A 25,307-nucleotide genomic window follows, 5' to 3' on the forward strand; every position below is an offset into this window, starting at 1 on the left:
AGATGCGGTCGCCCGCATCTTTTATTCCGAAAATACACCGATTGCTCGGAATTTCTTATATCGGTTATCAATTAATTCTTCCGGTGACAACTTACATAATTCATTGAGTGATCTTCGCACCGTTTCACGCATCTCGTTTGCCTGCTTAGCGGCATCACGGTGAGCGCCGCCAAGAACTTCCGGGATCACTTCATCGATAATGTTCATTTCTTTTAAATCTGGCGCCGTAATTTTCATTGCTTCCGCTGCCTGCTTGGCAAGCGACGCGTCTTTCCACAAGATGGAAGCCGCCCCTTCCGGAGATATTACGGAGTATGTGGAGTTTTCAAGCATATGGATATGGTTAGCTACCCCAAGTGCCAATGCTCCCCCGCTTCCGCCTTCCCCAATCACAATGGAGATGACAGGCACTTTCAAGCCGGCCATTTCGACCAGATTGCGTGCAATAGCTTCACTCTGTCCGCGTTGTTCGGCAGCTTTCCCCGGATATGCGCCTTTCGTATCGATGAAGCAGATAATCGGCCGGTTGAATTTCTCGGCCTGTTTCATCAGACGCAGTGCTTTTCGGTATCCTTCAGGATGCGGCATGCCAAAGTTTCTTTTGACATTTTCTTTTGTATCTTTCCCGCGCTGATGGCCAATAATGGTAATCGGAGTCTCTTCAAAAGAAGCAATACCGCCAATAATCGCTTCATCATCAGCAAAATTACGGTCTCCGTGAAATTCGATAAAATCTTCAAAGAGACGGGAAATATAATCATTGGTTGTCGGTCTTGCAGGGTGCCGGGCGACTTGGACGCGATCCCATGGCTCCATGCTTTCATAGATATCTTTTTCTAAATTTGCCAATCTGCTTTTCAGATTCACAATCTCTGAGGAAAGATCGACATCATTCATGGCTGTATATTCTTCCAGCTCATTAATTTTTTCACGCAGCTTTACAATAGGTTCTTCAAAAGCGAGTGTTTTACTCATACAAGTTCCGTCTCCTTTCCTGCGTGAAGTTTCAGGATTTTATACATAACACCTGGCATGTCATTCCGATGAACAATTGCGTCTAATTGACCATTATTCAGCAAAAATTCAGCTGTCTGGAAATCATCCGGCAGCTTTTCACGCACAGTTTGCTCAATGACACGGCGTCCCGCAAAACCGATCAGCGCTTTTGGTTCAGCCAGGTTAATGTCTCCTACCGATGCAAAGCTGGCTGATACACCGCCGGTCGTCGGATACGTCATGATGGAAATATACAATAACCCTTGGCTCGCGTGCCGTTCAAGTGCTACACTCACCTTCGCCATCTGCATCAGGCTGATGACACCTTCCTGCATCCGCGCACCGCCGCTTGCTGAAAATATCAGCATCGGAATCCCTAATTCTGTTGCTTTTTCTACTGCTCTCGTAATCTTTTCACCAACGACTGAACCCATGGAGCCCATTCTGAAATGCGCATCCATAACGGCAACGGCTGCTTTCTGGCCCTGAATTTTCCCGACACCTGTCAGCACCGCTTCATTCAGCCCTGTTGCTTCCGCATCAGCCTCTACCTTTTCTGTATAGGAAGGGAAATTTAACGGGTTCTCTGTTTTCAGATGATTGTCCATCGATTCGAAACTGCCCTCATCAAACAGATGATCGATCCGTTCCTGTGCAGTCATTTTGTAATGGTGCTGACAAGAAGGACAGACTTTGCCGTTCTTCAATAATTCTTTCGTCAGGATGACATGCTTGCACTCCGGACATTTTGTCATAATTCCTTCGGGCACATCCGCCTTACTTTTTGCAGACGGCATTGTATGTTGGTCTTCTTTTGGTTTCTTTTTAAATAATTCTCTGATACTCATTCCGTTTCCCTTCTTTCTCCCTCAACTTGGTTCATCCATTGTTCATAACAAGCCAAGGCTTGCTCTGTATTACCAGCCATCATTTCACCCAGCAATTCACGGACAGTCATTATTTCATCTGGATCAGTAATGGCCACATCGAAAGAAACTCCGCTGTATTGCTTCAATAAAAACCAAATTTTCAGTGAGAGCCGATTTTCAGTTGCGACAATCGTTTCGCGGACCATATCTTCACGCAAAAACATCGCTTCTTCTTCGTTTAATTTACTTTGCATACCTCTCCAAACAGGTAACATGCGCAGTTCTTCATTTTTGGTGACTGCTGTAATCGCCGCACGCTCGTGAATCATCCGGGTTTCAACTACATCCTGGATGGATCTTGCCTGCTGCATGATAAATGCCGAGAGAACTTCCACTAACTGATGTTTTTTAAAATCGGATAAAAACGTGCCTTCGCCTCTTCTCGTTTCAATCAGACCGAGCAGTTCCATACTGCGCAACGCTTCACGGACTGCCGTTCTGCTCACTTGAAGTTTTTCCGCCAAATGACGTTCAGATGGCAGCTTATCGCCATATTCGATTTTTTGCTCGCTGATCAGTGATTGCAGCTCTCCGATAATATCCAAAAAACGCTTGGATGATGATTGTGAATTTTGCATGAGGAGAACTCCTTTTTCGTTCCATCAACAGAGTGGTCTGACCACCTGCATACTAGCATACAAAAAAGAGAGCACTACGTAAAGCAATATCTTGAAAATACAAGTGTTTATTTTTCGTCATTTTTCCTCCCGACTGAACGCTCGCTTGTCGAAAAGTGGAGTTTGGTTTCTAATGGCGCGCTATGCGCCATCAGAAGCCATAGAATTTTATACAATAATGTAGTATTTTATTTTTTATTCTTCTATACGGACTGCCGGCTGCAGCTGATCAACGATAAGCTGTACCGATTGATTGCGGTAATCGATGCTTCCCGAAACTCGAACAAATGCCTGTTCTTGTAAATGGACGCTGGTTTGCGCAAATTGTTTCGGAAAGACCGTACAGGATATTTCTTCTGTTTCGTCCTGCAATGTCAGGAATGCCATTGCTTCCCCTTTTTTTGTTCGGATTCTTTTAATAGACAGTATCATGCCCATGCACTGAACTTTTGTGCCTTTCCGTAAAGTAAACAGCGAGGAAATTGGCGGGATCCGATCTGCTGCCTTGCGCTTAAGCTGCTCAATAGGATGTTCCGACAGATAAAATCCTAACATATCATGTTCAAAACTGAGCCTGGTCATCTGATCCATCTCTCCGCCCGGTGTATATTTCGGCTGCGAATTAAAATGAAACTGATCACTTAATGCATCATCACCTATAAAAAGCGCATGGGAATGAGCGGCATCTATGGATGCGAGAAGGACAGAACGCTTTTCACCAAAGTCATCCAGCGCACCTGCTTTAATTAGCGGGATTATCGATTTCTCAGTGAAATGATCTGCCCCAAGCGCGACGGCCATGTCAAACATGGATTGCCAGCCGCCCTTTTCACGTGAATCTGCCAGATGCCGGTAAAACGCAAGAGTGATTCCTTTGATCGCGCCCAGCCCGAGACGGATTGCATCGCCTTCCACTGTATGTGAATAACGGCTTTTCGTCACAGAAGGCGGCAGAATGCGTATCCCTCTCCCTTTTACTTCACGGATCACTTCCATCATCTTTTCCTTGCTGCCTGTCAGAGATGATAAATAGGCCGCATAAAAGTACATAGGTTCGTTCGCTTTAAAATATGCGAGACGGTAGGAAATCAGAGAATACGCTACTGCGTGGCTCTTCGGAAATCCATAATCAGCAAATTTGACAATTAAGTTATACACATTATTCGCTTTGATGCGGTCGAATCCTTTTTTTATGGCTCCGGCAATAAAGTGCTGCCGTTCTTTCTCCAGCACTTGCTGATTCTTCTTGCTGATCGCCCGCCGGAGAAGATCTGCTTCCGCCAGTGTAAAGCCTGAAATTTCTACGGCAATTTTCATGATCTGCTCCTGATAGATGATGATGCCGTACGTTTCCGCCAAAATCGGCTCCAGTTCAGGTATGTCATAGCGGATCGGCTCCTGTCCGTTTTTACGGCGGCTGTACAGCGGAATGAATTCCATAGGACCCGGTCTGTACAAAGCATTGACCGAGTAGACATCCTTAAAGTTATCAGGCCGGATAGTTTTCAGCGCACGCCGCATTCCCGGTGATTCAAACTGGAATATGCCGGTCGTGTCGCCTGCCTTGAATATTTCATAAGTCAACGCATCGTCCAGCGGAATACGTTCAAAATCAATGACTTGCTTCTTATTGTATTGAATCATGGAACGGATTCTGTCGAGCAGCGTTAAATTGCGCAATAGCGATAGGTAGGTTTCTTCATCAGCATTACCTGTTATGATTACTCCCTTTCCCCCGCTTCACACCGTACGTGATAGTTTCCCATCATACGGCGTTCCATCGTTTCCTTCTTGATTACTAATTAGTTGATTATACTACCTGTTTGTTTTTCCAATTTTTAACTTCTAACCACTCTCTGATGGCATCCTCTTCAAGTTTATAGTTGTTGGCTTTTACTCTAAGGTTATTTAGGTTCGTTAATACTCTTCTTATGGTGTTTTTTGAATCCTTTATTATGTGAATGTATTTCCTAATTGTTTCTTCACTTGTTGCATGTATTAGTTTGTGAATATCTGTATGAACGATTCTTAGATTGTCGTACTTATCATCTCCACCTATTTTACGTGGAATAACATGATGACAATGTAGATTATCTAGTTCTAGTTCAATTTTCGTGACTTCGCATTTCATCTGCGTCATCGACGCACGTGCAATTCGGTTGTCATTGTATTCAACAGATTGATTTGCATTAAATCTTTTTGCCATTTCAATTGCTAGTACATGTGTTTTTGATTTCAATGCTTTGTTCGAGTATTCTCGTCCTTGCACTGTGTAATCACAAGTGGTTTGTTTGAAATTCATTGTTGATTTGTGTTTCACATAATGAATTGGATAGATATATTTCCCAAACATTAACCAAGTTTTACTTTTAGAATTACCGTAAAACTTTTTGTAGATTGAATCTGTCGAGTTACTGTTTGGTACTTCTTGTTTACCATATGTGTGAAAAGAGTTGAACATATACCTTAGTAGCTTCCAACTTATCTTTTTGAAGTCTAAGCTAACATATGTTGCTATGTTGTAGTATTCGTGAATACCTAGTGTCATGCTGTTAAGTTCTGCAACATATTTAACGTTTTGTGTTTTCTTTATCTTTTTGATTTTATCCTTATAGACTTTCAAGATTTTGTTAAATCTTTTATCCGCGATTCTTGATTGTGCAACATAGCCATGTTTACTTTTTGGTCTATTTATAGCTTTAATTTTGATACCTAAGAAATCTGAATAATTTTTTCTAAGGTTTACTATTTTAGACTTTTCTTTGCTGATTTTAAGTTTAAGTCTTTTGCCGAGCCATTCTTCAACCGCAATAAATATTTTCTTTGCAACTGTGTAGCTTCTACAGACAATTTTAAAATCATCTGCATATCTAACTAAAAAGAACTCTTTTAGCTTGGATTTTTTCATCGCATTATATTTATTCAGTTTCGTGTACTCATGATGTGTTGGGTGTGTTTCCCATTGAGAGCTTAACCACCAATCTAATTCGTTTAACACAATATTAGAGAGTAGTGGTGATAATATTCCTCCTTGTGGTGTACCTTTATTCGGAATACCTTCGCCCTGTATAGGTGCTTTAAGCATTAATTTAATGATTTTAAGTAATTTAAAATCTTTAATGCCTAATGCAATCATCTGTTTAATGAGTTTGTTATGGTTGACATTATCGAAGAATCCTTTAATGTCAATGTCTACAACATAGTGTAAACCGGCTTGATTAACTAAACTGTTAAGTCTTGCTATGGCATGTTTTGTGCTTCTATTGGGTCTAAAACCGTAGCTATGTGGGTGAAACTTCGCTTCACATATCGGTTCTAAGACTTGTTTAATGCATTGTTGCACTAATCTGTCAATCATAGACGGAATGCCTAATGGTCTGTTGTCACCATTTTCTTTTGGAATGAATACTCGTCTTACCGTATCTGGTTTGTAGTTGTTCAACTTGTTTTTAACGAGTGAAATATATTCATCTAAAGATTCCTTTTTAAAGTCTTCAATGGTTTTACCATCAGTTCCTGCGGTTTTACTGCCCGTATTAGATTTGATAACTCTAAAGGCTAGTCTAATGTTATTATCGCTTGCGATAATGTCCATAAGGTTTTTAAATTCAACTTGGTTTGATGAATCATTATATAGTCCATCAAGTATTTCCTGCATTTGGTAGTATTGATTGTATCTGTATATGTTCATTTCGCTGGGCAACCTCCTTATAAGTTCTAGAGGTGGTTGTTTCCCTGTCATACTCGAAAAGCGAAATAGTTCATCAATTAATTAATATCTCATGAAACGACTAGAGCCTATCCCTCCACCACTTATTATCATGGTTTCAATGGTACTGTGGCTCCACTCTCACTAGCGTTAAATAACTTATAGATGAAATTATCTTTTCGTTATACTTGCCCCTCATATAAGGTTTAACTTGGCAATCACTAGCTTTCCACGTTCCATAATTCCTAGTATTGATAAGACTTAGGTTTCTTCTTTGACCCTGCTTGCATTATACTCTCAATTGTTGAGTATCAGGAATTTCGCTTAGGACATGACTACTTTTCCCTATCAAGCGTACCGCATCGGTACTACATATCCGTCGCAGGATATATAACTTCCTATAGAGCCTTACATTCGAAGATTCGTCAGTGGTGTTGAACCACATTCTAACCATATCTAATCACCGCCCGCCTACTCTATACCTCGGTTCATTTCCCTAAGTATTCGACGACTTCACCCAGCTTCATACACCATGTTTTATATGTAACATAATGCATGTGGGATATTAGCGTGGTGTTTCGAGCAAACATGACTGCTCTCATTCCAACCATCAGAATTACAGTTTTCAAATAAGTTATCCCCAGATATCATTTCTGATACCCTTTCAAACTAACGTTTCGCACGTCCTAAAAAGTCCATTTTCAATAATCCGGCTTCTTCCACGTCTTTCATGGCCCATTGCGTCAAGAACACTTCTTCGGTACCTATCTGCAGCGGCACATAATGAACGAGCGGTTTTGCTGCAAGCACGACGCCCGCTGCGTGTGTGGAAGCGTTTCTCGGTAAATCCTCCAGACGTTCCGCTGCCATCTGCCAGACAGCTCTGCGCGGATCCACGTCAATCCAGTCACGGAGTTTTTTCGATTGAATGATATTCTCTTTGAATGAACGGCTGCTGTTTAATTCGTTTGACATGAAGCGGACTTCTTCCGGGGTGAAATCAAGCACTCTGGCGACGTTGCGCGCAACGGCTTTCGTTGACAGCGTACCGAAAGTAATAATCTGCGCGGCATATTGTTTGCCGTATGTATCCGCCACATAATTTACGACTTCTGTTCTGCGGTGATCCGCGAAATCGATATCGATATCGGGCATCGTCACCCGTTCGGGATTCAGGAACCGTTCAAACAGCAATCCATAGACAATCGGATCGACTTCTGTAATGCCAAGCGCGTATGCAACGAGTGATCCGGCAGAAGACCCCCGTCCGGGACCGACCAAAATTCGCTCGGATTTTGCATAGCGCACATAATCTTCTACTATTAAAAAGTAATCAGTGAAGCCCATCTGACTGATAATTGATAATTCGTACTGCAGACGTTCTTCGTATGCTGCAGGCAATACGTGAAAGCGCTGCTGCATACCCAATCGGCAATGCTCTTTTAGCAATGAGTCAGATGTCTGGCCGTCTTTCATGGGAAATGCCGGCAGCAAAAAGTCTTCCTTCTGAATGCTTACATTGCACGCATTCATCATAGCTTCTGTAGTTTTCAGCCATTCAGGACGGTCAGAAAACCAATTCATGAACTCTTCCCGCTCAGGCAAATAAGCCTGGCGATAGCGATTGGGAGGTTTTTGCGGGTCGTTCAGTTTATATCCTTTACGAATGGCCGTGGCCACTTCATAAGCCTGAAAATCTTCCGGATGAAGAAAACGTGTTTCATGGCAAGCAGCAATAGGCAGCCCGCTTTCCTCACTCAGTCTGATAAGATGTTCTTCCTCCGCATGGGCGCTTCCTGCTGGCCGGCTGATTCCGATAAATGCAGACGAATCCGAGCGCCCTTCAGCGATTTGCTGCAGCACTTCCACGTTTCGTGCATTTGCCCAAGATGCATCGGTCATCGCGCAGATGATAAAGCACCCTTCCCTGTAGGCCTGCAGCCAAGTAAGCGGCAGCGTCTCATCTTCACGCGTCGAAATCGCACTGCTCATTTTCATTAAATTAGAAAAGCCTGTCTGGTTTCGCGCATACACATACAGAAGCACTTCTGTATCATCTGCATTCAGCATGACAGACAGGCCGATCACAGGGCGTATGCCGTATTTCGTGGCCATTTTACTGAAAGACCGGACGCCATATAATTTACTGTTGACGATTGCGGCAGAAGCAGCCCCTCTTTTCTGCAAAAGAGGAGCCAGTTCATCTAACTTTACAATGCCGCGCAAAAGATCTGCGCCGGTTATAATTTGCGGATACATCAGGTTCATTTCAATCCCTCAGCTCTGCTTAATAGTTTCTGCAAATTTCCTGCAGTTTGACAATAATTTCGTCCACTTCTGTCCATGAATATGCGGAAGCACCTGAAGCAAGAGGGTGGCCGCCGCCGTTGTGCTGCATGGCCAATGTATTGATGACAGGGCCTTTCGAGCGCAGACGGACACGGATTTGATCATCTTCTTCGATAAAGATGATCCATGCACAGATTCCTTTCACATCCCCAAGCGATCCAACCAGCTGAGAGGTTTCGGAAACTGTCACGTCAAACTCTTTCAGGATATCTTTCGTTAATTTAATATAGGCCGCACCGTGTTCATCTATTGTAAAGTTCTGATAGATATACCCTTGCAGATGCAGAATTTTTCGGTCGACTTCATACATTCCCGCAAATAATTTTGTACGGTCAAACGGTTGTTTGATTAATGAACTCGCAACTTCGAATGTTTTCTCTGTCGTACTTTGGAACATAAACCGGCCTGTGTCACCTACAATTCCTGCAAATAAGAAACGGGCGGCTTCAGGAGACATTTCCCAGCCGTATACTGCCTGCCCTTCTTCAAAGATGGTATAGATCATTTCAGAACAGGAACTCGCATCTGTATTCACCCAGCGTTCATCGCCATACGGGTCTTCATTTGGGTGATGATCAATTTTCAATAAAAATGCGCCGCGGTCATAAAAAGGCCCGTCGATCCGATCTGTGTTTGCTGTATCAGTGACAATGACCAGCGCCCCTTCGTAATCGGCTTCCGTCACAGTGTCAGGCTCCCCCAAGTAGCCGAGCAGTTCATCATGTGTGCCTGCTGCCAGCACTTGTTTTGCGGGATAGTTTTTCTGAATTAATGCCTTCAGTCCCATCTGTGAACCGTATGCATCCGGATCCGGTCTGACATGCCGGTGAATAATAATTTTTTTATATTGTTCAATTGTGTCAATGATTTGTCGTTTCATGTGTTTCCCCCCAAGTTTCTGTCCAAGTATTCGCATTTCCGATAAAAAGCCGATACAATGTAGTATGAACCGCAGCGCGCAGGCGCCAGGTTATTTTTATGTAATGGAGGCTTTTTGATGGAGACGGTTAATTTTCTTTTTGTTTTTGGTATCGTCGCTTCCGGCGTTTTTTATTTTGTTTTTAAAACACGCCAATTCCGGACAAGCCATATGTTTCCCATCCGTAAAAAGATGTATGCAAGCATGGCAGGAACTTCACTTGGTGCCTTATTGATTTTTTTCGGCATCAATCAATTGCTGCTCTTTGACGGCGTCCTGACATATATCGTGTCGGCTATTTTTATTTTATTCGGCGGCTATGTGGCGATCTTTAATTTTAACGCCCAGAAACACTATAAGCAGTTCGTAGAAGAAGAACGTGCATTAAACAAAACTGACGTCAATTGATGTCAGTTTTTTATTTTTCAAAAAGCTGGAACGTCCCCATTGCTTTGGCCACAATGCCGTCATTGGATGTCAGCTCGATTTCCAGTTTGATGAAGCGGCGGCTTAAGTGAATGATTTTCGGTTCTACGGTCACCGTTGCACCCAGCTGCACTTGTTTAATGAAATAAATCGTTACGTTCTCGGGAACACTTTCTCCGCGTTTTTGGAGTTTGATCGCGCGGCTGCCCGCTTCTGTTAAGATTGTCAGCATCGCTCCATAGGATAGTGAGCCAAATTGATTGGTCATTTGCGGAACAACGGAAAACTCGATTTTATCCGGTGAATTAGTAATTGCTTTCATTTGATTTTTGACGATGTCATCGATTGTTTCACCTTGCTGCGGCTGACGCTGGGTCATTTGCAGTGCTTTTAAAACGTCCTGACGGCTGATAATTCCTTCAAGAATACCCGCATCATCGACAACAGGCATCAAATCGATACCTTCCCAAATCATACTGTGCCCCGCAGAAGCCACACTCATTTTACCGTTCACCGTAATCGGATGGGTTGTCATGACTTTCCCGATAATATTGACATCAGGCTTACTGACCACGTCACGGGATGTAATAATTCCTACAAGCGTTCCGTCTGATTTTACGACGGGATAGGCTGAGTGCGATGTTTGGTGATTCACTTCAAAGAACTGATCCACCGAATCCTCTGGCGATAATGTCACTGTGCGGGCAATCGGCGTGAGGATATCTTCCACCAATAAAATTTCTTTCTCGATCAGCTGATCATAAATAGCCCGGTTCAGCATCGTTGCCACGGTAAACGTGTCATAACTTGTGGAGATGACCGGCAAATTCATTTCATCCGCCAGCTGCTTCACTTCATCAGTCGCATCAAAGCCGCCTGTAACCAGGACAGCTGCCCCGGCCTTAATAGCGATTTCATGCGCTTTCAGCCGATTTCCTACAATCAATAAACTGCCTGCGTCGATATATCGGATCATATCGTCCAGCTGCATGGCGCCCACTACAAATTTCGTTAATGTTTTATGTAAGCCGTCGCGGCCGCCCAGCACGACACCATCGACAATATTGATCACTTCAGCAAATGTCAGGCGCTCAATGTTTTCTTTTTTCTTTTTTTCAATCCGGATCGTTCCTACCCGTTCGATAGTATTGACAAGTTTCTGATTTTCCGCCTCTTTTATTGCGCGGTATGCAGTGCCGTCACTGACTTCCAATGCTTTCGCAACTTGACGTACAGAGATTTTTTCTCCAACTGCTAAGCTTTCAATATAACGCAAAATCTGTTCGTGTTTAGTTGACATGATTTCACCTTTTCCTTAACCTTCTGTTAGGTTTCTGCTTTTTGCTAATCATACCATAATTTCATTAAAAAAACGGTCCAAGACGATAACTATGCGTCTTGAACCGTAATTATTTGTTTCCGTCTTTTACAGCTCGATTGATTCACCAGGCTCCATAATTTTCACTTCGTGATTCGTCACGAGCGACTTGAAGTTCTGCGGATCGAGCTCAATCGGAGGGAACGTATTAAAGTGAACAGGGACAGTCAGCTTCGGGTTCAGAAGTTCCACTGCTTTTGCCGCATCTTCAGGCCCCATTGTGAAATTGTCCCCGATTGGAAGGAATGCCACGTCTATTCCGGCTTCTCCGTATAATTTCATATCACTGAACAGCGATGTATCTCCGGCATGATAGATGACTTTGTCTTCAATGGTCAGCAGCAGTCCTGCCGGCATGCCGGTATAAATAATTTCATTATCTTCTGTAGTGTACGATGAACTATGGAAGGCTTGTGTATATTTCACTGTTCCAAAATCAAATTCATTTGCCCCGCCGATATTCATACCGTGTGTTTTTACCCCCTGGAATCCAAGGTATACGGCTAATTCATTGGGCGCTACGACCAGGATATCTTCTCTTTTTGCAATGTCCATCGTATCGCCGACATGATCATTATGGCCATGCGTAAGCAAGATGACGTCAGGTTTTTCATCAGCCGCCTTCAGATCGGTCAGTTTATTGCCCGTAATAAACGGATCAATTAATATAGTTTTCCCTTTTGTTACAATTTTTACGACCGAATGGCCATGGTACGAGATTTTCAAAACGATCACACTCCTATAGTTAATAACTCTCTCTATACCTATACCTTCTCCATTGCAGCATAAAACCCTCTTTTTTGTTATACTAACCAAAACAGAGGAGGCTATATTTTGGCGAACATTCAAAAAGTACAGGATTTCTTAGTTGAACATTCTATCGACGCAGCACTTATTACGAATCCCGATAATATATTTTATCTGACAGATTTCCGCAGTGATCCGCACGAAAGATTGCTTGGCGTAGTGGTTTTCAAAGAAAAGGACCCGTTTATTATTTGTCCCGCGATGGAAGTCGCTGATGTAAAAGCAATTGGCTGGAATTATGATATTATCGGCTATAAAGACACAGACAACGCCTTTGCATTTTTAGAACAGGCAATTACTGAAAGAATTTCTTCGTTCTTATTGCTGGCAATTGAAAAACAGCATCTGACAGTAGATCGTTTTGAAATTTTACAGTCGCGCTTCCCTTCCTTGCAATTTGCGAACTTGGATGAGAAACTCGCAAGCTGCAGATTAGTTAAAAATGAAATTGAATTGGAACATCTGCGTAAAGCGGCAGAATTGGCGGACTATGCCATCGAAGTCGGCTGCAATGAAATCGCAGAAGGCAAAACGGAGCTGGAAATCGTGCAGGCGGTAGAGACCGCAGTGAAACAAAAAGGCGCAGAGAAAATGTCATTTGACACAATTATTGTTTCAGGCACAAAAACTGCCTCGCCCCACGGCATTCCGGGTGAACGAAAAATAGAGAAAGGCGATTTCATTTTATTCGATCTTGGCGTTGTATATAAAGGATATTGTTCGGATATAACGCGGACAGTGTCATTCGGCGAACCGTCTGAAGAAAAGCGTAAGATCTATGAGACAGTCAAAAAAGCCCAGCAGGCGGCAATTGACGTGGTGCGTCCCGGCACACTGGCAAAAGAGGTTGATCTTGCGGCTCGTTCTGTCATTGAAGAAGCAGGTTACGGTGAGCTCTTCCCGCACCGAATCGGACACGGTCTCGGTATTTCCGTTCATGAATATCCTTCATTAACAGGTACAAATGATATGCCTCTTGAAAAAGGTATGGTGTTCACGATTGAACCGGGCATATACGACCCGGCAATTACCGGCGTGCGAATCGAAGATGATTTGTATGTGACGGAAGACGGAGTCGAAGTGCTGACAAAGTTCCCTAAAGATCTGAAAGTTATCGGATAAGCACAATGGGCGATCCTGTCGTCTCGCTGTACGTTAAAAGAAAAAGACTGAAGACGAATCCCTGCAAGGGTCATCTTCAGTCTGTGGCCGCTGCTGAGTGCAGCGGTCTTTTCTTATGGCAAATCAGATCGTTTCCAATGCTTTTTCTACTTGAACATGTTCTAATTCCTGCGCTTCTGCCACTGCCTGATAGGTGATGTGTCCGGCCAGTGTGTTTATTCCTTTTCGCAGTGCTTCATTGTCCATACATGCTTTTTTGACGCCTTTATTGGCAATTTGAAGTGCGTAAGGAATAGTTACGTTGGTCAGTGCCATAGTGGATGTCTGTGGAACTGCCCCCGGCATATTGGCGACTGCGTAATGGATGATGCCATGTTTTGTATAGGTCGGGTCATCATGCGTTGTGACGCGGTCGGATGTTTCGAAAATTCCGCCCTGGTCAATTGCGATGTCGATCAGTACAGAGCCCGGGCTCATCGATTTAACCATTTCTTCCGTTACAAGTGTCGGCGCTTTTGCACCTGGAATCAGCACACAGCCGATGACCAGGTCTGCATCTTTTACTGCGTGTGCAATATTATACGGGTTCGATACCAGTGTTTGAATGTGTTCCCCGAAAATCTCATCAAGCTGACGCACACGTTCTACTGACAAATCCAAAATAGTTACATGTGCGCCGATTCCGATGGCAACGCGCGCTGCGTTCGTGCCTGCCTGGCCGCCGCCGATAATTGTGATTTTTCCGCGGGATACGCCAGGTACTCCGGCAAGCAAAATGCCTTTTCCGCCTCTTGTCTTTTCCAAGTACTGTGCACCGATCTGTGTTGCCATACGGCCTGCAACTTCGCTCATCGGCGCCAATAAAGGCAATCCGCCGCTTGGCAGTTGAACGGTTTCATAAGCGATTGCAGTCACTTTATTTTCAAGCAGCGCTTGTGTCAGTTTCAGTTCCGGCGCTAAATGTAAATACGCAAATAAGATGAGCCCTTCACGGAAATACTGATATTCTGAAGCGTCCGGCTCTTTTACTTTCAGAACCATCTCTGCTCCCCATGCTTCAGCGGCAGTATTGACAATCGTCGCACCTGCTTCCGCATACTCCTCGTCCTTGAAACTTGACCCTATACCCGCACCTGTTTCAATTAATACTTCATGTCCGGCATTTTTTAATGTCAATACACTTGCAGGGGCTATTGCCACTCGGTTTTCATTGTTTTTAATTTCTTTTGGAACACCTATACGCATGCAAAATCCTCCTAAAATGAAAGTTCGTTTCACGTCGATCTTCTTTTTGTCGATTAATGACAATTTAATCTTATCAGAATATAAAAGATTTTACCTCTTTTTTTCTATGTTTCATAAATGTTTTTTGTTTATACAATTTTATAAAATAATTTCGACAAAAAAGAAGGATTCTCTTCAACTATGAAGAATATGTACAGTGTAGAATCAATTTAACTTTAAGGATGGAGTGGTACTATGGCACTTACGTACAAAAATATCATCGTAGCTGTGGATGGTTCAGATGAGGCAAAATGGGCTTTCAAAAAAGCGATTGCAATTGCAGATCGTAACGACGCAACTCTTCACTTGATCAATATTATTGATACGCGTTCTTACGCAGCGGTGGAAGCTTACGACCGTTCCATTGCAGAGCGTGCGCAAAAATATGCTGAAGAACTGCTGCAGGACTACAGCTCAGAAGCTGCACAGGCAGGCATTACAAATGTTCAGGTCCATGTGGAATATGGTTCCCCTAAAACATTGATCCCGCGGGATATTGCGAAAAAGCTCAAAGCAGATTTAATTATCTGTGGTGCTACAGGTCTGAACCGTGTAGAACGCTTCTTGATTGGAAGTGTTTCCGAGAATATCGTTCGCTCCGCGAAATGCGATGTACTCGTCGTACGCACACCTGAACACCTTCAGGACTGATAGTTTTCAAAGACTGTCCAGAAAATCGTGGCTAACGATTTTCTGCGACAGTTTTTTCGTGTGCACTCATGCAGCCGCAGTCTGCCGATCCGTTATGAAGCCGCACGTGCCGTATCAATACAATTTACGCATTCATTAAATATGTCCCGCCCGTCAGAAGTTCTGACAAGCGGGACATACGGTTATTCTGCTGCGACTTCCAGTGATTCTACAGGTATACCTGCAATTCGAACGGTATCGCGTGCTAACATGATTTCTTCGTTTGTCGGGATAATTAGTACTTTTACCGGTGAATGCGGGAAGCTGATATACGCTTCTTCTCCGCGGATATTGTTAAGGCTTGGATCGAAGTAAACACCCATAAATTCCAGGCCGTTCATAACCTTCTCCCGCACAATTGCGCTATTCTCACCGATTCCAGCTGTAAAGATAATCGCGTCGACACCGCCCATTCCTGCAGCATATTGTCCGATATGCTGGTGAATACGGTCAGTGAAGACATCAAGCGCTAATTGTGCGCGTTCGTTTCCTTGCTCTGCAGCTTCCGTGATATCACGCAAATCACTGGAGAATCCGCAAAGGCCGAGCAGCCCTGATTTTTTATTCAATACATTGACTACTTCTTCAGCTGACTGTTCTGTACATTCCATTATGTACGGAATTAGCGCCGGGTCGATATTCCCTGATCGAGTACCCATAATGACGCCCGCCAACGGTGTGAAGCCCATTGACGTGTCTACTGACTTGCCGCCTTTAACAGCTGCAATACTTGCGCCGTTGCCGAGGTGGCAAGAAATTAGCCGTGTATCTTCAAGCGGTCTGTTCAAAATTTTGGCAGCACGCTCTGTTACGTATTTATGGCTTGTGCCATGGAAACCGTATTTACGGATGCCATAATTTTCGTAATATTCGTATGGCAGTGCATACAAAAACGATTTTTCAGGCATAGTCTGATGGAACGCTGTATCGAAAATTGCAACTGCCGGTGTATTTGGCAATGCTTTCTTAAATGCTTTGATTCCGACAATATTTGCCGGATTATGCAGCGGTGCGAATCTTGAAATCTCTTCCAATTTTCCAATTACTTCATCCGTGATCAAAACGGAGTCACTATATAGTTCTCCCCCATGAACTACGCGGTGACCAAGCCCGTCAATCTCATCATAGGATGAAACAACCCCTTCACTGAGCAATTGCTCCAGCAGCATAGTGACGGCTGCAGAGTGATTCGCAATATCCAAAACTTTTTCGATTTTCTTTTCATCTGTTGCCATGGAGAAAACGGAATTCTCTAGACCGATTCTCTCAAATAACCCCTTGGTAATCTCTTTTTCTGTCGTCATTTCGATCAATTGGAACTTCAAAGAAGAACTTCCGGCATTTATCGACAAAATTTTCGGCAAAAATACCCACCCCTTACTATGATTACGTCGTATAACGTTTGAAGTTATTATAGTATCTAACAATTTTAAAAGCAATTGAATTCATGAAAATCATGCCGCTGATCTGTGATTAATTTTTGACAAGAAAAAAAAGAAGGAAGAGCGACGACTCAGTCACTCCCCTTCCGCTTCCATCCAGTCATTCAATTTACTGAAGAACCTCTGCATTGCCGCGGCGTTTCCGAGTTCCGGAATTTTAGCAAGCAGTACATCCGGCATAATAAATTGTTCATGCGGCGGCTGCTGTAGCAGTAAAATACTTTTTGCGAAACGCTGATCAGAAAACAGGGATTCAGGCAATTCCAGCAAACCTCTTAACAGTTTATGGTCTTTAACAAAGTTCAGAATTGGTTCTGCACCTTCCGCGCTCAGCAGCCTTGACGGGACGATAAATAATCCGTAACCGCCCGGCTTCACATAGCGCATGGACTGCTCGATATACAAGTAATGGGAAAACGCATGGCCTTCCGCCGGCATGAGCTCATACTCCATAGCAACTTCATCGTCAGGATAATACCCGACCGGAATATCACTGACTACCGCATCGACCAAATCAATCGGCAGCGGGCGGAGTGCATCCTGCAAATAGAAAGACACCGGAAGCTCCAGCAAATTGGCAGTCGCTGCTGCAATTTGAATTAATACATCATCGATTTCCACCGCACTTGCAGATGCGGCTCCTTTGTATTGATTAAGAACTGTAAATAAGAGATTTCCTGTTCCGGCGGCAGGATCCAAAAACGTAACCGGCTGTTTGCCATCGAGTAATTTATTAATTACATAGCCGATCAGAAAACCAATCGTGTCTGGAGTCATCTGATGATGGGCCTGGGCTGATTGTTTCATTCCTTTAAGCAGAGCCAGCTGAATACCTTTTCGGATTTCTTCTTTTTCGGGATTCTGCAATTCAACCGCGGACGGATGATCAAGCCATTTTTCACTTGCTTCCAATACGGCATCCAAATACAGACCATCCGTTGATTCAGCATGCTGGTCATAATACGCAAATATTTTTTCTGTATTGTTCATTCGTTATTCCCCCAATAAGAAACCCACCTATCGTCCAGGTGGGTTCGTTGTTTACATCAATTCTTTAACTGCTTTGATGGCTGCATCGTAATCCGGATGATCAGTTGCTTCACTGACATACTCTACATACGTTACGTTATCATCGCGGTCAACTACAAAGATTGAACGAGTCAATAAACGCAATTCTTCAATTGCCGTACCGAATGCTTTTCCGAATGACAGGTCGCGGTGATCAGAATAAAGGTGTACATTTTCTACCTTTTCTTCTTCCTTCCAGCGTGCTTGAGCAAAAGGAAGGTCGCATGAAACCGTCATGACTTCCACATCATTGCCAAGGGAATTTGCTTCATCGTTAAAGCGCTTCGTTTGAATAGAGCATACACCCGTGTCGACAGAAGGCACTACACTGATCAAGCGTACTTTACCTTTTGAATCATCTAATGTGACAGGATTCAAATCATTCGCAAGCACTGTAAAATCCGGTGCCTGATCACCTACTTTTACTTCTGAGCCTAGAAGATGAATCGGATTATTTTTGAATGTGACTTGTACCATAACTAACCACTCCTTTTACGATAGTGTACTAAACGGTAGGGTCTTCTTGCAACTGATGTTGTTCAGGATGTATCATCTTCTGAACTTCCACTCTTTCAAATGTGCGTTCATGAACAACGACTGTATCCGCAAACAAGTCATGAAGCGCCATCTTTTTCGGCAGGAACAAAACGAGCAAATAAGGAATCCATAACATTTGTGAAATAAAACGTCCGAAGCCTTCTCTGAACAGAATAGCGCTCCAGCCTGGCTTGCGTCCGTCCGCTGTCATGACACGGATTCCCATGACCATCTTTCCTATCGTCTGCCCCGCAAACTTCGTCATCAACATAAAATACAGCAGCAGTAAAACAAGTGCCGTCACTTTATACGGGCTGAATAAAAAGGCGGATGGCTTGGTAATGGCTATATCGAGCACGCGAAACACCGGCTTGACAAAGATGCCGCTTATCGCCGAAATAACTAGCATATCAAGTAAAAATGCCCATAGTCTGATCCAGAATCCAGCGTATTTAGGTATGAGTCTCTGTTCCATCTGCACTGTTTGATCTGTATCCGGCAGTTCGTTCATCATGATCATGTCCTCCTCCTTACTCACCATATAAATACATCATGCGCGGCGCGTGATTATCAGTCAGCAGCTTTTTCATGATTTGTGACTCTGCATCTCCACTGAATACATCATGGGCTTTCATGGAAAGCAATGCGGTTAAATTTGTAGGTGTTCCATACTCAAACACTTCCGCTTTCTCCAAATGATAGTCTTCTTTCATTTGAGAAATGACAAGGGGCAGCTTTCCATAATCATCAGCAAGCCCTGCTTCAATTGCTTGACGGCCATTCATGACGCGCCCATCAGCTACTTTGCGCACCGCTGCTTCTTTCATGCCGCGCCCTTCTACAATAATGTCGACGAAACGCTGATACGAGTCATCAATCATTTCTTGCAGCATGGCACGTTCTTCAGATTTCATTTCCCGTGTAGGACTCATCATATCTTTATATGGACCTGATTTAATCGTCGGGAAATCGACTCCGTATTTTTCCGCCAGTTTTCCATAATTGACAGACTGCATGATGACTCCAATTGAACCGGTTAATGTTTCAGGATGAACATATATCTTGTCTGCCGGAGCGGAAATATAATAGCCTCCTGAAGCCGCCATGCCGCCCATCGCCGCATACACCGGAATTTTTTTCGCTGACTGAATTTCTGTCAGCGCATCATAGATATCGGAGGATTCCAGCACACCGCCGCCTGGGGAATTCACTGAAAGCACAATCCCTTTCACGGTGTCGTCATTTGCCAATTCATTCAATTGCGTCATAAATTGGCGGTGATTGTACTCCGCTCCGCTGAATATAGACGCTTCACCTGTGTCCTGAATAACGCCATCCACCGTTAATACCGCGATGCGTTCACTGGTACTTCCTTCCTCCACGATCGTTTCCTGCACTTGCTTTTCCATTACATTGATTTCATTGACGAAACTGTTCCAGTCTCTCGTAAAGACCCATGACATCATATTGATCCCAACGGACACAATAATCAATGTCGCCGCAACAGCAACGGCAATCCATCTTTTTGCATTCATAAATAATTTCCTCCTTTGTCCACATATTACTGTACGTTCCTCATCGTCCTAATGTTTCATTCATGCTACACTTGGTCTATTAACTGAAAAAGGAGACGATTCAAATGACTTCGGAATACGTGATATTTCTGTTTAGCCGGCTGGACGAAGATACCGTCCATAAAAAAAGTTTTGTTGGAAAACAGCTGCAAAAGGAAGGTTTTGTACTGACAGACAATCATACAGAAGCAAATGTTGTTATCAGTATCGGCAGTGACGGAACTTTCCTTCAGGCAGTGCGCAAGACTGATTTCCGTCAGGACTGCATTTACCTGGGACTTTCTATAAAAGGTCCGCACGGCGTATATTGCGATTTCCAATATGATGATATTCGTCCGCTGATCCAAACATTACGGCAATCAACTATTAAAGAACGTCATTACCCTTTACTGGAAGTGAAAATTAACGGGCATAAACCTTTTTATTGTCTGAATGAATTCAGTATCCGCTCCACGATCATCCGCACATTCGTCATGGATATTTACATCGACGATTTGCTATTCGAAACCTTTTTAGGTGACGGCATGATCATTTCGACGCCTACAGGCAGCACGGCATATAATAAGTCCGTAAAAGGCGCGGTGATTGACCCGCTGCTTCAAAGTTTCCAGGTGACTGAGCTCGCATCTGTAAACAATAACCGTTACCGCACACTTGGCGCTTCCTTTATTTTAAGCAATCAGCGTCAATTGACTCTCAATATTCAGCAGGAAGGCAATGAATTCCCTTCGATCGCTGCCGACAACGAAGCGCTTGGCATTAAACAAGTCGAAAAGGTGGAAGCGATGCTCAGCAAGAAAGTCATCCGTACAGCCAAGCTTTCAGACAACTCATTCTTCGAAAAAGTTCAGCGCACGTTTTTTTGATTAAAAGCTAAAAGGACTATCCAATCGTCGGATAAAAACGACTTTTGGCAGTCCTTTTTTCATTGCAGCCAATCTATCAATTTACTGATTTTGTTCTTTTTTACGCAATTCAACACGCATAATCTTTCCGGAAGAAGTCTTCGGCAACTCTTGTAAAAACTCAATCTTCCGCGGATATTTATAAGGTGCCGTCAATTGTTTGACGTGATCCTGCAAGTCTTTCACCATTTTTTCAGTAGAGTCTGCCGCCTCGTCACGCAATACAACAAACGCTTTCACAACATTTCCGCGTTCTGGATCAGGACTCGCCACAACCGCACATTCACGGACTGCCGGATGTTTGATCAGCGCATCTTCCACTTCGAAAGGCCCAATTGTGTAACCCGAGCTGATGATGATATCATCGCCTCGTCCTTCAAACCAAAAATAGCCTTCCGCATCTTTTTTCGCACGGTCGCCTGTAATATAATAATCGCCTCTAAATTGCATCTTCGTCCGTTCAGAGTCATTTAAGTACTCTTTAAAAAGTGCCGGTGTTGATTTGTGGACTGCAATATCGCCTACTTCATCAACCCCCGCTACAGTTCCTTCATCGGTAATCACTTCCACAATATTGCCGGGCGTCGGCTTCCCCATAGAGCCTGGACGCGGTGTCATTCCAATCATCGTGCCGACCAGCAGGGTATTTTCTGTCTGTCCGTAGCCGTCGCGCACAGTGAGTGAAAACTGTTTTTCGAAAATATCAATGACTTCCCGGTTTAACGGTTCGCCGGCAGATACTGCACTTTTAACAGAAGCCAGTGAGAAGTTATTCAAGTTTTCCGCTTTGGCCATAAAACGATATTCAGTCGGGGTACAGCATAGAACGTTGATTTGATATTCATCCAAGAAGTGTAAGTATTTATCTACATCAAACTTGCCGCTGTAGACAAATCCTGTCGCGCCGCTTCCGAGTACGGATAAAAACGGTGACCAAATCCATTTTTGCCAGCCGGGAGCTGCTGTAGCCCAGACAATGTCACGTTCCGCAATGCCCAGCCAGTTCGGCGCAGCGGTACGTAAGTGTGCGTATCCCCATCCATGTGTATGCACAACACCTTTTGGTTTGCCTGTTGTACCCGACGTATACGATAAAAACGCAGTATCGTCACTGGCAGTATCACTGGCCGCAAATTCAGAAGACGCGTTTTTTTCTTGTTCTGTCAAAGAAATTTCGCCTTCTTTTGCCTCACCGATAATATAGATATTCACTTTATCTATATTGTCTACGTGTTCCAGCTGATCGGTGAATGCATCGTATGCAATAATTGCTTTTGCATTACTATGCTCGATTCGGTATTCAATATCGGAGGAACGCAGCATTTCTGAACTAGGGATTACAACAAGTCCTGCTTTTAGCGCGCCGATATATGTAACATATGCTTCAATCATGCGCGGTACCATCACTAATACTACATCACCTTGTTTCAGGCCGTTCTCTGTCAGCACGTTGGCTGTTCGGTTCGCCGCCCGGATGAGTTCATCGTATGTTACCTCTTGTTTTTGATTTTGCTCATTTACATAAATTATTGCTTGTCTGCCATCACCCGTAGCATATTTTTCGAACTCCGAAACAATATTATAGCGAGCCGGCGCAAGCAGGTCTTCACGGTTCATATTCATTCCCCCTTTTTCGTAATAGTATAAGTATACAAATAGAAAGACAATAATTCAAAACTTTATATACTTTTTTCCAATATACTGTTTAAAAACGTATACGATAACGTGCTTTTCACAGACTACACCGAACTGTCTCGCGCATTAAAAAAGCGGATAGAGACAAGAATCTGTATGCATTTTGCAGCTTTTTCAAATCAAAAAGGATGCTTTCAGAAGTTTTTCAGCTTCTGAAGGCATCCCATGTCTTACATTTTACTTACTTTGTGTAACCATTCATTTGAGATTGAGCCTGACGCACTAATCGCTTTGTGATTTCTCCGCCGACGGATCCGTTGGCACGCGATGTGGAGTCTGGTCCAAGTTGTACACCAAATTCAGAAGCAATTTCTTCTTTCATTTGGTTTAGCGCCTGCTGTACTCCTGGAACTAACAATTGGTTTGAGTTGCCGCTGTTGTTGTTTGGCATGTCGTTCACCTCCTTGTGACATTAGAATGGCCACTTCTCAAAATATCATGCAAGGAAGGTGACAGGAAATTTCTTCTTACAGCAGGCCGTCGAAATCTTCTTCCGTCTGTCTGCTTGGAATGGTGGTGACGCGCTGATTTGCGGCTTGTGCCACCATATCATCGAACTCCTGGAAACTTTCGTAATAGACGACTTTATCGATTTGCGGTTTTGTTTTATTGCTTGGAGGTGTAAATACCGTGCAGCAATCGTCGTACGGCCGAATGGATATGTCATACGTTCCGATTTTTTCAGCAATCCGGATGATATCCAGTTTGTCCATCGCGATGAGCGGACGCAGAATTGGTGTAGCAGTGACTTCATTGATCGCAGTCAAGCTTTCCAACGTCTGGCTTGCTACCTGACCCAGACTCTCCCCAGTAATCAAACCGAGTGAATGGGTGTCTTTACGCACCTGATCCGCCACTTTCATCATCATTCGTCTGGTCGTAGTCATCGACAAATTGCTGGGCACTTGCTTAACAATTGTCTGCTGCAAATCGGTAAACGGAATGACATGCAAACGGATATCCGCGCCGAATGTATTCAGCTGTCTTATGATGTCTTCTACTTTTTGCTTTGCTAAATCGCTTGTGAACGGCGGGCTCGCGAAGTGAATGGCATCAAATGACACACCGCGTTTCATCATCAGATAACCTGCCACCGGACTGTCGATTCCTCCCGACAGCAGCAGCAGTGAATGGCCGTTAGAACCGACAGGCATCCCGCCGGCTCCTTTATAGACATGTGATGAAATATAGGCTGCTGTTTGCTGAATTTCAATATACAGTAAAATCTCAGGTTTTTTCATTTGTACAATTAACTCAGGGAATGAGCGCAGGACATGTCCGCCGAGCTCCTGCTGTATTTCACCTGTGTTGAGCGGAAAACGTTTATCCGTACGCTTGACATCCACTTTAAATGTTTTACCGGCTGTTTCCGTCTTGCCCATCACCTTTAGCGATGTTTCTTTAATCGCTTCAAGTGTCGGCTCGCAAATCGCTATCGGGCTGAACGACTGAATGCCGAAAACGTTCGGCAGGATCTCAATTGCCCGTTCCAGCTCCTCCGGTTTTTCTGTATAAATAAACATTCGGTCCCGTTCTGCACGCATCGTCAATGTAGTCAGTTCAGACAATGCAGCTTTTATATTCTCTTTCAGTTTGCGGACAAATTTACTTTTATTTTTTCCTTTTAACGACATTTCACCATATCGGATCAAAATAGTATTCCAGTTCATTTTCCCACTCCTTTTCTCAGCAGTCCGATTAATTGACGAACCGCTTCTTTCAATTGTTCAATTTCTTCTGTTGTCTGATCTTTGCCGAAACTGATCCGGATTACACCTTTTGCATAATCGGCCGGAACCTGTATGGCTTCAATCACATGACTGACACTCGAATTTTTTGAAGAACAAGCGCTGGATGTCGACACAATAATACCGCGTTCCTGCAGGAAATTGATCGCGACTTCTCCGGTAATGTGCGCAAATGCAACCGACAGGATGTAGGGTGCACCTGCCTGCGGAGCCAATACTTTACATTCCTCGAAAGTCGAAAAGAATTGAATCAGATCCGTTCGCCATTGGCTGAACTGCTGCATATCCGCTTCTTCCGCGATCAGACGTGCAGCTTTTGCAAGCGATGCCGCATGAGGTACGGATACCGTGCCGCTGCGCAGTTCCTGTTCCTGCCCGCCGCCAAACACTATCGGCTGCAGCCGGATATTTTGCCGATAAGCTAAAAAGCCGCTGTTCTTTATGCCATAAATTTTATGGGCTGATAACGTGACAAGATCAGGCCCGTCCGAAAAATTACCGGGCAGCAGCTTACCAAAACTCTGCACACAGTCCGAATGAAACATTGCCCGTGAGGATGAATGAATGATTTGTGCGAACTGTTCGATCGGCTGAACCGTTCCGATTTCATTATTGACATGCATAATGCTGACAAGTATCGTGTCACGTCTTAATGCAGCCTTTACATCAGCTGGCGACACCTTTCCTTCTTCGTCTGCAGGCAAGTAGTCAACTGTGAAATGCTGCTGTTCCAGCTGCTGAAATACGCGCAGCACTGATGGATGTTCGATACTGCTCGTGATCAGATGGCGTCCTTTATGCTGATTGGCGTATACAAAGCCCAGTATCGCAAGATTATTCGCTTCCGTTCCTCCAGACGTGAATATCCCTTCCGTCAAATCCAGTCCAATTGCCGCAAGAATTTGAGCGCGTGCACGTTCCAATAATTTTTCCGTACGTTTTCCTTCCATATGTAATGAAGCCGGGTTCGCGAAATAAGAAACGGAAGCGTCCATAAAGGTCTGAAGAACCCGTTCGTCTGGCTTTGTTGTGGCGCTGTGATCAAAATACATATGTGAATCCTCTCTTTTCCATGAGAATGAAAGAAACAAAGCCACCGGAAAACCGGTGGC

At 43.8% G+C, this 25,307-nt stretch carries 23 protein-coding genes; 4 read left to right on the top strand and 19 right to left on the bottom strand.

The annotated features are described in order from the left end of the window. Positions 1 to 21: 21 nt before the first annotated feature. The 7 genes from accA to SporoP37_RS02975 all read right to left on the bottom strand — a co-directional run bounded on the left by accA (position 22) and on the right by SporoP37_RS02975 (position 9,480). The gene (accA, locus tag SporoP37_RS02945; RefSeq protein WP_081242245.1) at positions 22 to 975 is read right to left on the bottom strand and encodes an acetyl-CoA carboxylase carboxyl transferase subunit alpha; all 954 of its coding nucleotides are present in this window, start codon (positions 973 to 975) and stop codon (positions 22 to 24) included. Continuing rightward, positions 972 to 1,844, bottom strand: coding sequence for an acetyl-CoA carboxylase, carboxyltransferase subunit beta (accD, locus tag SporoP37_RS02950; RefSeq protein WP_081242246.1), 873 nt, complete (start codon positions 1,842 to 1,844; stop codon positions 972 to 974). Before accD ends, accA begins: the two co-directional genes overlap by 4 nt. Then, positions 1,841 to 2,503, bottom strand: a complete 663-nt coding sequence (locus SporoP37_RS02955) for a FadR/GntR family transcriptional regulator (protein WP_081242247.1) — start codon at positions 2,501 to 2,503, stop codon at positions 1,841 to 1,843. The genes accD and SporoP37_RS02955 overlap by 4 nt, the downstream gene beginning before the upstream one ends. Before the next feature lie 234 nt (positions 2,504 to 2,737). Beyond that, on the bottom strand, positions 2,738 to 4,222 hold the full coding sequence (locus tag SporoP37_RS02960; protein ID WP_085430222.1) for an exodeoxyribonuclease VII large subunit: 1,485 nt from the start codon (positions 4,220 to 4,222) through the stop codon (positions 2,738 to 2,740). 130 nt (positions 4,223 to 4,352) lie between these two features. Next, positions 4,353 to 6,233, bottom strand: a complete 1,881-nt coding sequence (gene ltrA, locus SporoP37_RS02965) for a group II intron reverse transcriptase/maturase (protein ID WP_085430223.1) — start codon at positions 6,231 to 6,233, stop codon at positions 4,353 to 4,355. Positions 6,234 to 6,920: 687 nt separating this feature from the next. Then, positions 6,921 to 8,519 carry a DNA polymerase III subunit alpha gene (gene dnaE, locus SporoP37_RS02970; RefSeq protein WP_085430224.1) on the bottom strand — a complete coding sequence of 533 codons (1,599 nt, stop codon included), beginning with the start codon at positions 8,517 to 8,519 and terminating at the stop codon, positions 6,921 to 6,923. Between the two features lie 19 nt (positions 8,520 to 8,538). Further along, the gene (locus SporoP37_RS02975; RefSeq protein ID WP_085430225.1) at positions 8,539 to 9,480 is read right to left on the bottom strand and encodes a DHH family phosphoesterase; all 942 of its coding nucleotides are present in this window, start codon (positions 9,478 to 9,480) and stop codon (positions 8,539 to 8,541) included. A 117-nt stretch (positions 9,481 to 9,597) separates the two neighbouring features. On the opposite strand from SporoP37_RS02975, the gene SporoP37_RS02980 reads away from it, so the two are divergent. Continuing rightward, complete coding sequence (locus SporoP37_RS02980; RefSeq protein ID WP_081242250.1) at positions 9,598 to 9,927, top strand: YtpI family protein; 330 nt, start codon at positions 9,598 to 9,600, stop codon at positions 9,925 to 9,927. Positions 9,928 to 9,937: 10 nt separating this feature from the next. Here SporoP37_RS02980 and SporoP37_RS02985 read toward each other — a convergent pair whose 3' ends face one another. Beyond that, the gene (locus tag SporoP37_RS02985; protein ID WP_081242251.1) at positions 9,938 to 11,245 is read right to left on the bottom strand and encodes a DRTGG domain-containing protein; all 1,308 of its coding nucleotides are present in this window, start codon (positions 11,243 to 11,245) and stop codon (positions 9,938 to 9,940) included. 126 nt (positions 11,246 to 11,371) lie between these two features. Next, on the bottom strand, positions 11,372 to 12,049 hold the full coding sequence (locus SporoP37_RS02990) for a metal-dependent hydrolase (protein WP_081242252.1): 678 nt from the start codon (positions 12,047 to 12,049) through the stop codon (positions 11,372 to 11,374). Between the two features lie 108 nt (positions 12,050 to 12,157). On the opposite strand from SporoP37_RS02990, the gene SporoP37_RS02995 reads away from it, so the two are divergent. Next, positions 12,158 to 13,252 (top strand): M24 family metallopeptidase, encoded by a 1,095-nt coding sequence (locus SporoP37_RS02995; protein ID WP_085430226.1) that lies wholly within the window; start codon positions 12,158 to 12,160, stop codon positions 13,250 to 13,252. 123 nt (positions 13,253 to 13,375) lie between these two features. Here the strand turns inward: SporoP37_RS02995 and ald are convergent, their stop codons facing one another. Then, positions 13,376 to 14,497 carry an alanine dehydrogenase gene (ald, locus tag SporoP37_RS03000; RefSeq protein ID WP_081242254.1) on the bottom strand — a complete coding sequence of 374 codons (1,122 nt, stop codon included), beginning with the start codon at positions 14,495 to 14,497 and terminating at the stop codon, positions 13,376 to 13,378. A 234-nt stretch (positions 14,498 to 14,731) separates the two neighbouring features. Between ald and SporoP37_RS03005 the strand changes: the two genes are divergently transcribed. Continuing rightward, positions 14,732 to 15,187 carry a universal stress protein gene (locus tag SporoP37_RS03005; RefSeq protein ID WP_081242255.1) on the top strand — a complete coding sequence of 152 codons (456 nt, stop codon included), beginning with the start codon at positions 14,732 to 14,734 and terminating at the stop codon, positions 15,185 to 15,187. Between the two features lie 182 nt (positions 15,188 to 15,369). Here the strand turns inward: SporoP37_RS03005 and SporoP37_RS03010 are convergent, their stop codons facing one another. The 5 genes from SporoP37_RS03010 to sppA all read right to left on the bottom strand — a co-directional run bounded on the left by SporoP37_RS03010 (position 15,370) and on the right by sppA (position 19,808). Then, positions 15,370 to 16,590, bottom strand: coding sequence for an acetate kinase (locus tag SporoP37_RS03010; protein ID WP_081242256.1), 1,221 nt, complete (start codon positions 16,588 to 16,590; stop codon positions 15,370 to 15,372). Positions 16,591 to 16,743: 153 nt separating this feature from the next. Continuing rightward, positions 16,744 to 17,658 (bottom strand): class I SAM-dependent methyltransferase, encoded by a 915-nt coding sequence (locus tag SporoP37_RS03015; RefSeq protein WP_081242257.1) that lies wholly within the window; start codon positions 17,656 to 17,658, stop codon positions 16,744 to 16,746. Between the two features lie 51 nt (positions 17,659 to 17,709). Next, the gene (tpx, locus tag SporoP37_RS03020; protein ID WP_081242258.1) at positions 17,710 to 18,213 is read right to left on the bottom strand and encodes a thiol peroxidase; all 504 of its coding nucleotides are present in this window, start codon (positions 18,211 to 18,213) and stop codon (positions 17,710 to 17,712) included. 28 nt (positions 18,214 to 18,241) lie between these two features. Continuing rightward, positions 18,242 to 18,787 (bottom strand): RDD family protein, encoded by a 546-nt coding sequence (locus SporoP37_RS03025; protein ID WP_231293283.1) that lies wholly within the window; start codon positions 18,785 to 18,787, stop codon positions 18,242 to 18,244. Positions 18,788 to 18,803: 16 nt separating this feature from the next. Next, positions 18,804 to 19,808, bottom strand: coding sequence for a signal peptide peptidase SppA (sppA, locus tag SporoP37_RS03030; RefSeq protein ID WP_085430227.1), 1,005 nt, complete (start codon positions 19,806 to 19,808; stop codon positions 18,804 to 18,806). A 104-nt stretch (positions 19,809 to 19,912) separates the two neighbouring features. Between sppA and SporoP37_RS03035 the strand changes: the two genes are divergently transcribed. Next, positions 19,913 to 20,713 carry an NAD kinase gene (locus SporoP37_RS03035; RefSeq protein ID WP_085430228.1) on the top strand — a complete coding sequence of 267 codons (801 nt, stop codon included), beginning with the start codon at positions 19,913 to 19,915 and terminating at the stop codon, positions 20,711 to 20,713. An 81-nt stretch (positions 20,714 to 20,794) separates the two neighbouring features. Here SporoP37_RS03035 and mbcS read toward each other — a convergent pair whose 3' ends face one another. The 4 genes from mbcS to SporoP37_RS03055 form a co-directional block, all read right to left on the bottom strand. Beyond that, on the bottom strand, positions 20,795 to 22,369 hold the full coding sequence (gene mbcS / locus SporoP37_RS03040; protein WP_085430229.1) for an acyl-CoA synthetase MbcS: 1,575 nt from the start codon (positions 22,367 to 22,369) through the stop codon (positions 20,795 to 20,797). 259 nt (positions 22,370 to 22,628) lie between these two features. After that, positions 22,629 to 22,838: an alpha/beta-type small acid-soluble spore protein gene (locus SporoP37_RS03045; RefSeq protein WP_081242263.1), complete on the bottom strand. Its 210-nt coding sequence runs from the start codon at positions 22,836 to 22,838 to the stop codon at positions 22,629 to 22,631. Positions 22,839 to 22,914: 76 nt separating this feature from the next. Further along, a complete protein-coding gene (gene thiI, locus SporoP37_RS03050) occupies positions 22,915 to 24,117 on the bottom strand; it encodes a tRNA uracil 4-sulfurtransferase ThiI (protein ID WP_085430230.1) in 1,203 nt (400 codons plus the stop codon). After that, positions 24,114 to 25,247, bottom strand: a complete 1,134-nt coding sequence (locus SporoP37_RS03055; protein WP_085430231.1) for a cysteine desulfurase family protein — start codon at positions 25,245 to 25,247, stop codon at positions 24,114 to 24,116. The genes thiI and SporoP37_RS03055 overlap by 4 nt, the downstream gene beginning before the upstream one ends. Between the last annotated feature and the right edge of the window lie 60 nt (positions 25,248 to 25,307).

The sequence above is a fragment of the Sporosarcina sp. P37 genome (assembly GCF_002109365.1).
GTDB lineage: Bacteria > Bacillota > Bacilli > Bacillales_A > Planococcaceae > Sporosarcina.

Coding starts and splice junctions, on each gene's coding strand:
- SporoP37_RS03045 (WP_081242263.1), bottom strand. CDS start 22,838: ATGCCAAACAACAACAGCGGCAACTCAAACCAATTGTTAGTTCCAGGA.
- SporoP37_RS02975 (WP_085430225.1), bottom strand. CDS start 9,480: ATGAAACGACAAATCATTGACACAATTGAACAATATAAAAAAATTATT.
- mbcS (WP_085430229.1), bottom strand. CDS start 22,369: ATGAACCGTGAAGACCTGCTTGCGCCGGCTCGCTATAATATTGTTTCG.
- thiI (WP_085430230.1), bottom strand. CDS start 24,117: ATGAACTGGAATACTATTTTGATCCGATATGGTGAAATGTCGTTAAAA.
- SporoP37_RS03025 (WP_231293283.1), bottom strand. CDS start 18,787: ATGATGAACGAACTGCCGGATACAGATCAAACAGTGCAGATGGAACAG.
- accA (WP_081242245.1), bottom strand. CDS start 975: ATGAGTAAAACACTCGCTTTTGAAGAACCTATTGTAAAGCTGCGTGAA.
- tpx (WP_081242258.1), bottom strand. CDS start 18,213: ATGGTACAAGTCACATTCAAAAATAATCCGATTCATCTTCTAGGCTCA.
- dnaE (WP_085430224.1), bottom strand. CDS start 8,519: ATGAACCTGATGTATCCGCAAATTATAACCGGCGCAGATCTTTTGCGC.
- ltrA (WP_085430223.1), bottom strand. CDS start 6,233: ATGAACATATACAGATACAATCAATACTACCAAATGCAGGAAATACTT.
- SporoP37_RS03035 (WP_085430228.1), top strand. CDS start 19,913: ATGACTTCGGAATACGTGATATTTCTGTTTAGCCGGCTGGACGAAGAT.
- SporoP37_RS02980 (WP_081242250.1), top strand. CDS start 9,598: ATGGAGACGGTTAATTTTCTTTTTGTTTTTGGTATCGTCGCTTCCGGC.
- accD (WP_081242246.1), bottom strand. CDS start 1,844: ATGAGTATCAGAGAATTATTTAAAAAGAAACCAAAAGAAGACCAACAT.
- SporoP37_RS03055 (WP_085430231.1), bottom strand. CDS start 25,247: ATGTATTTTGATCACAGCGCCACAACAAAGCCAGACGAACGGGTTCTT.
- SporoP37_RS03015 (WP_081242257.1), bottom strand. CDS start 17,658: ATGAACAATACAGAAAAAATATTTGCGTATTATGACCAGCATGCTGAA.
- SporoP37_RS02985 (WP_081242251.1), bottom strand. CDS start 11,245: ATGTCAACTAAACACGAACAGATTTTGCGTTATATTGAAAGCTTAGCA.
- SporoP37_RS02955 (WP_081242247.1), bottom strand. CDS start 2,503: ATGCAAAATTCACAATCATCATCCAAGCGTTTTTTGGATATTATCGGA.
- SporoP37_RS03005 (WP_081242255.1), top strand. CDS start 14,732: ATGGCACTTACGTACAAAAATATCATCGTAGCTGTGGATGGTTCAGAT.
- sppA (WP_085430227.1), bottom strand. CDS start 19,808: ATGAATGCAAAAAGATGGATTGCCGTTGCTGTTGCGGCGACATTGATT.
- ald (WP_081242254.1), bottom strand. CDS start 14,497: ATGCGTATAGGTGTTCCAAAAGAAATTAAAAACAATGAAAACCGAGTG.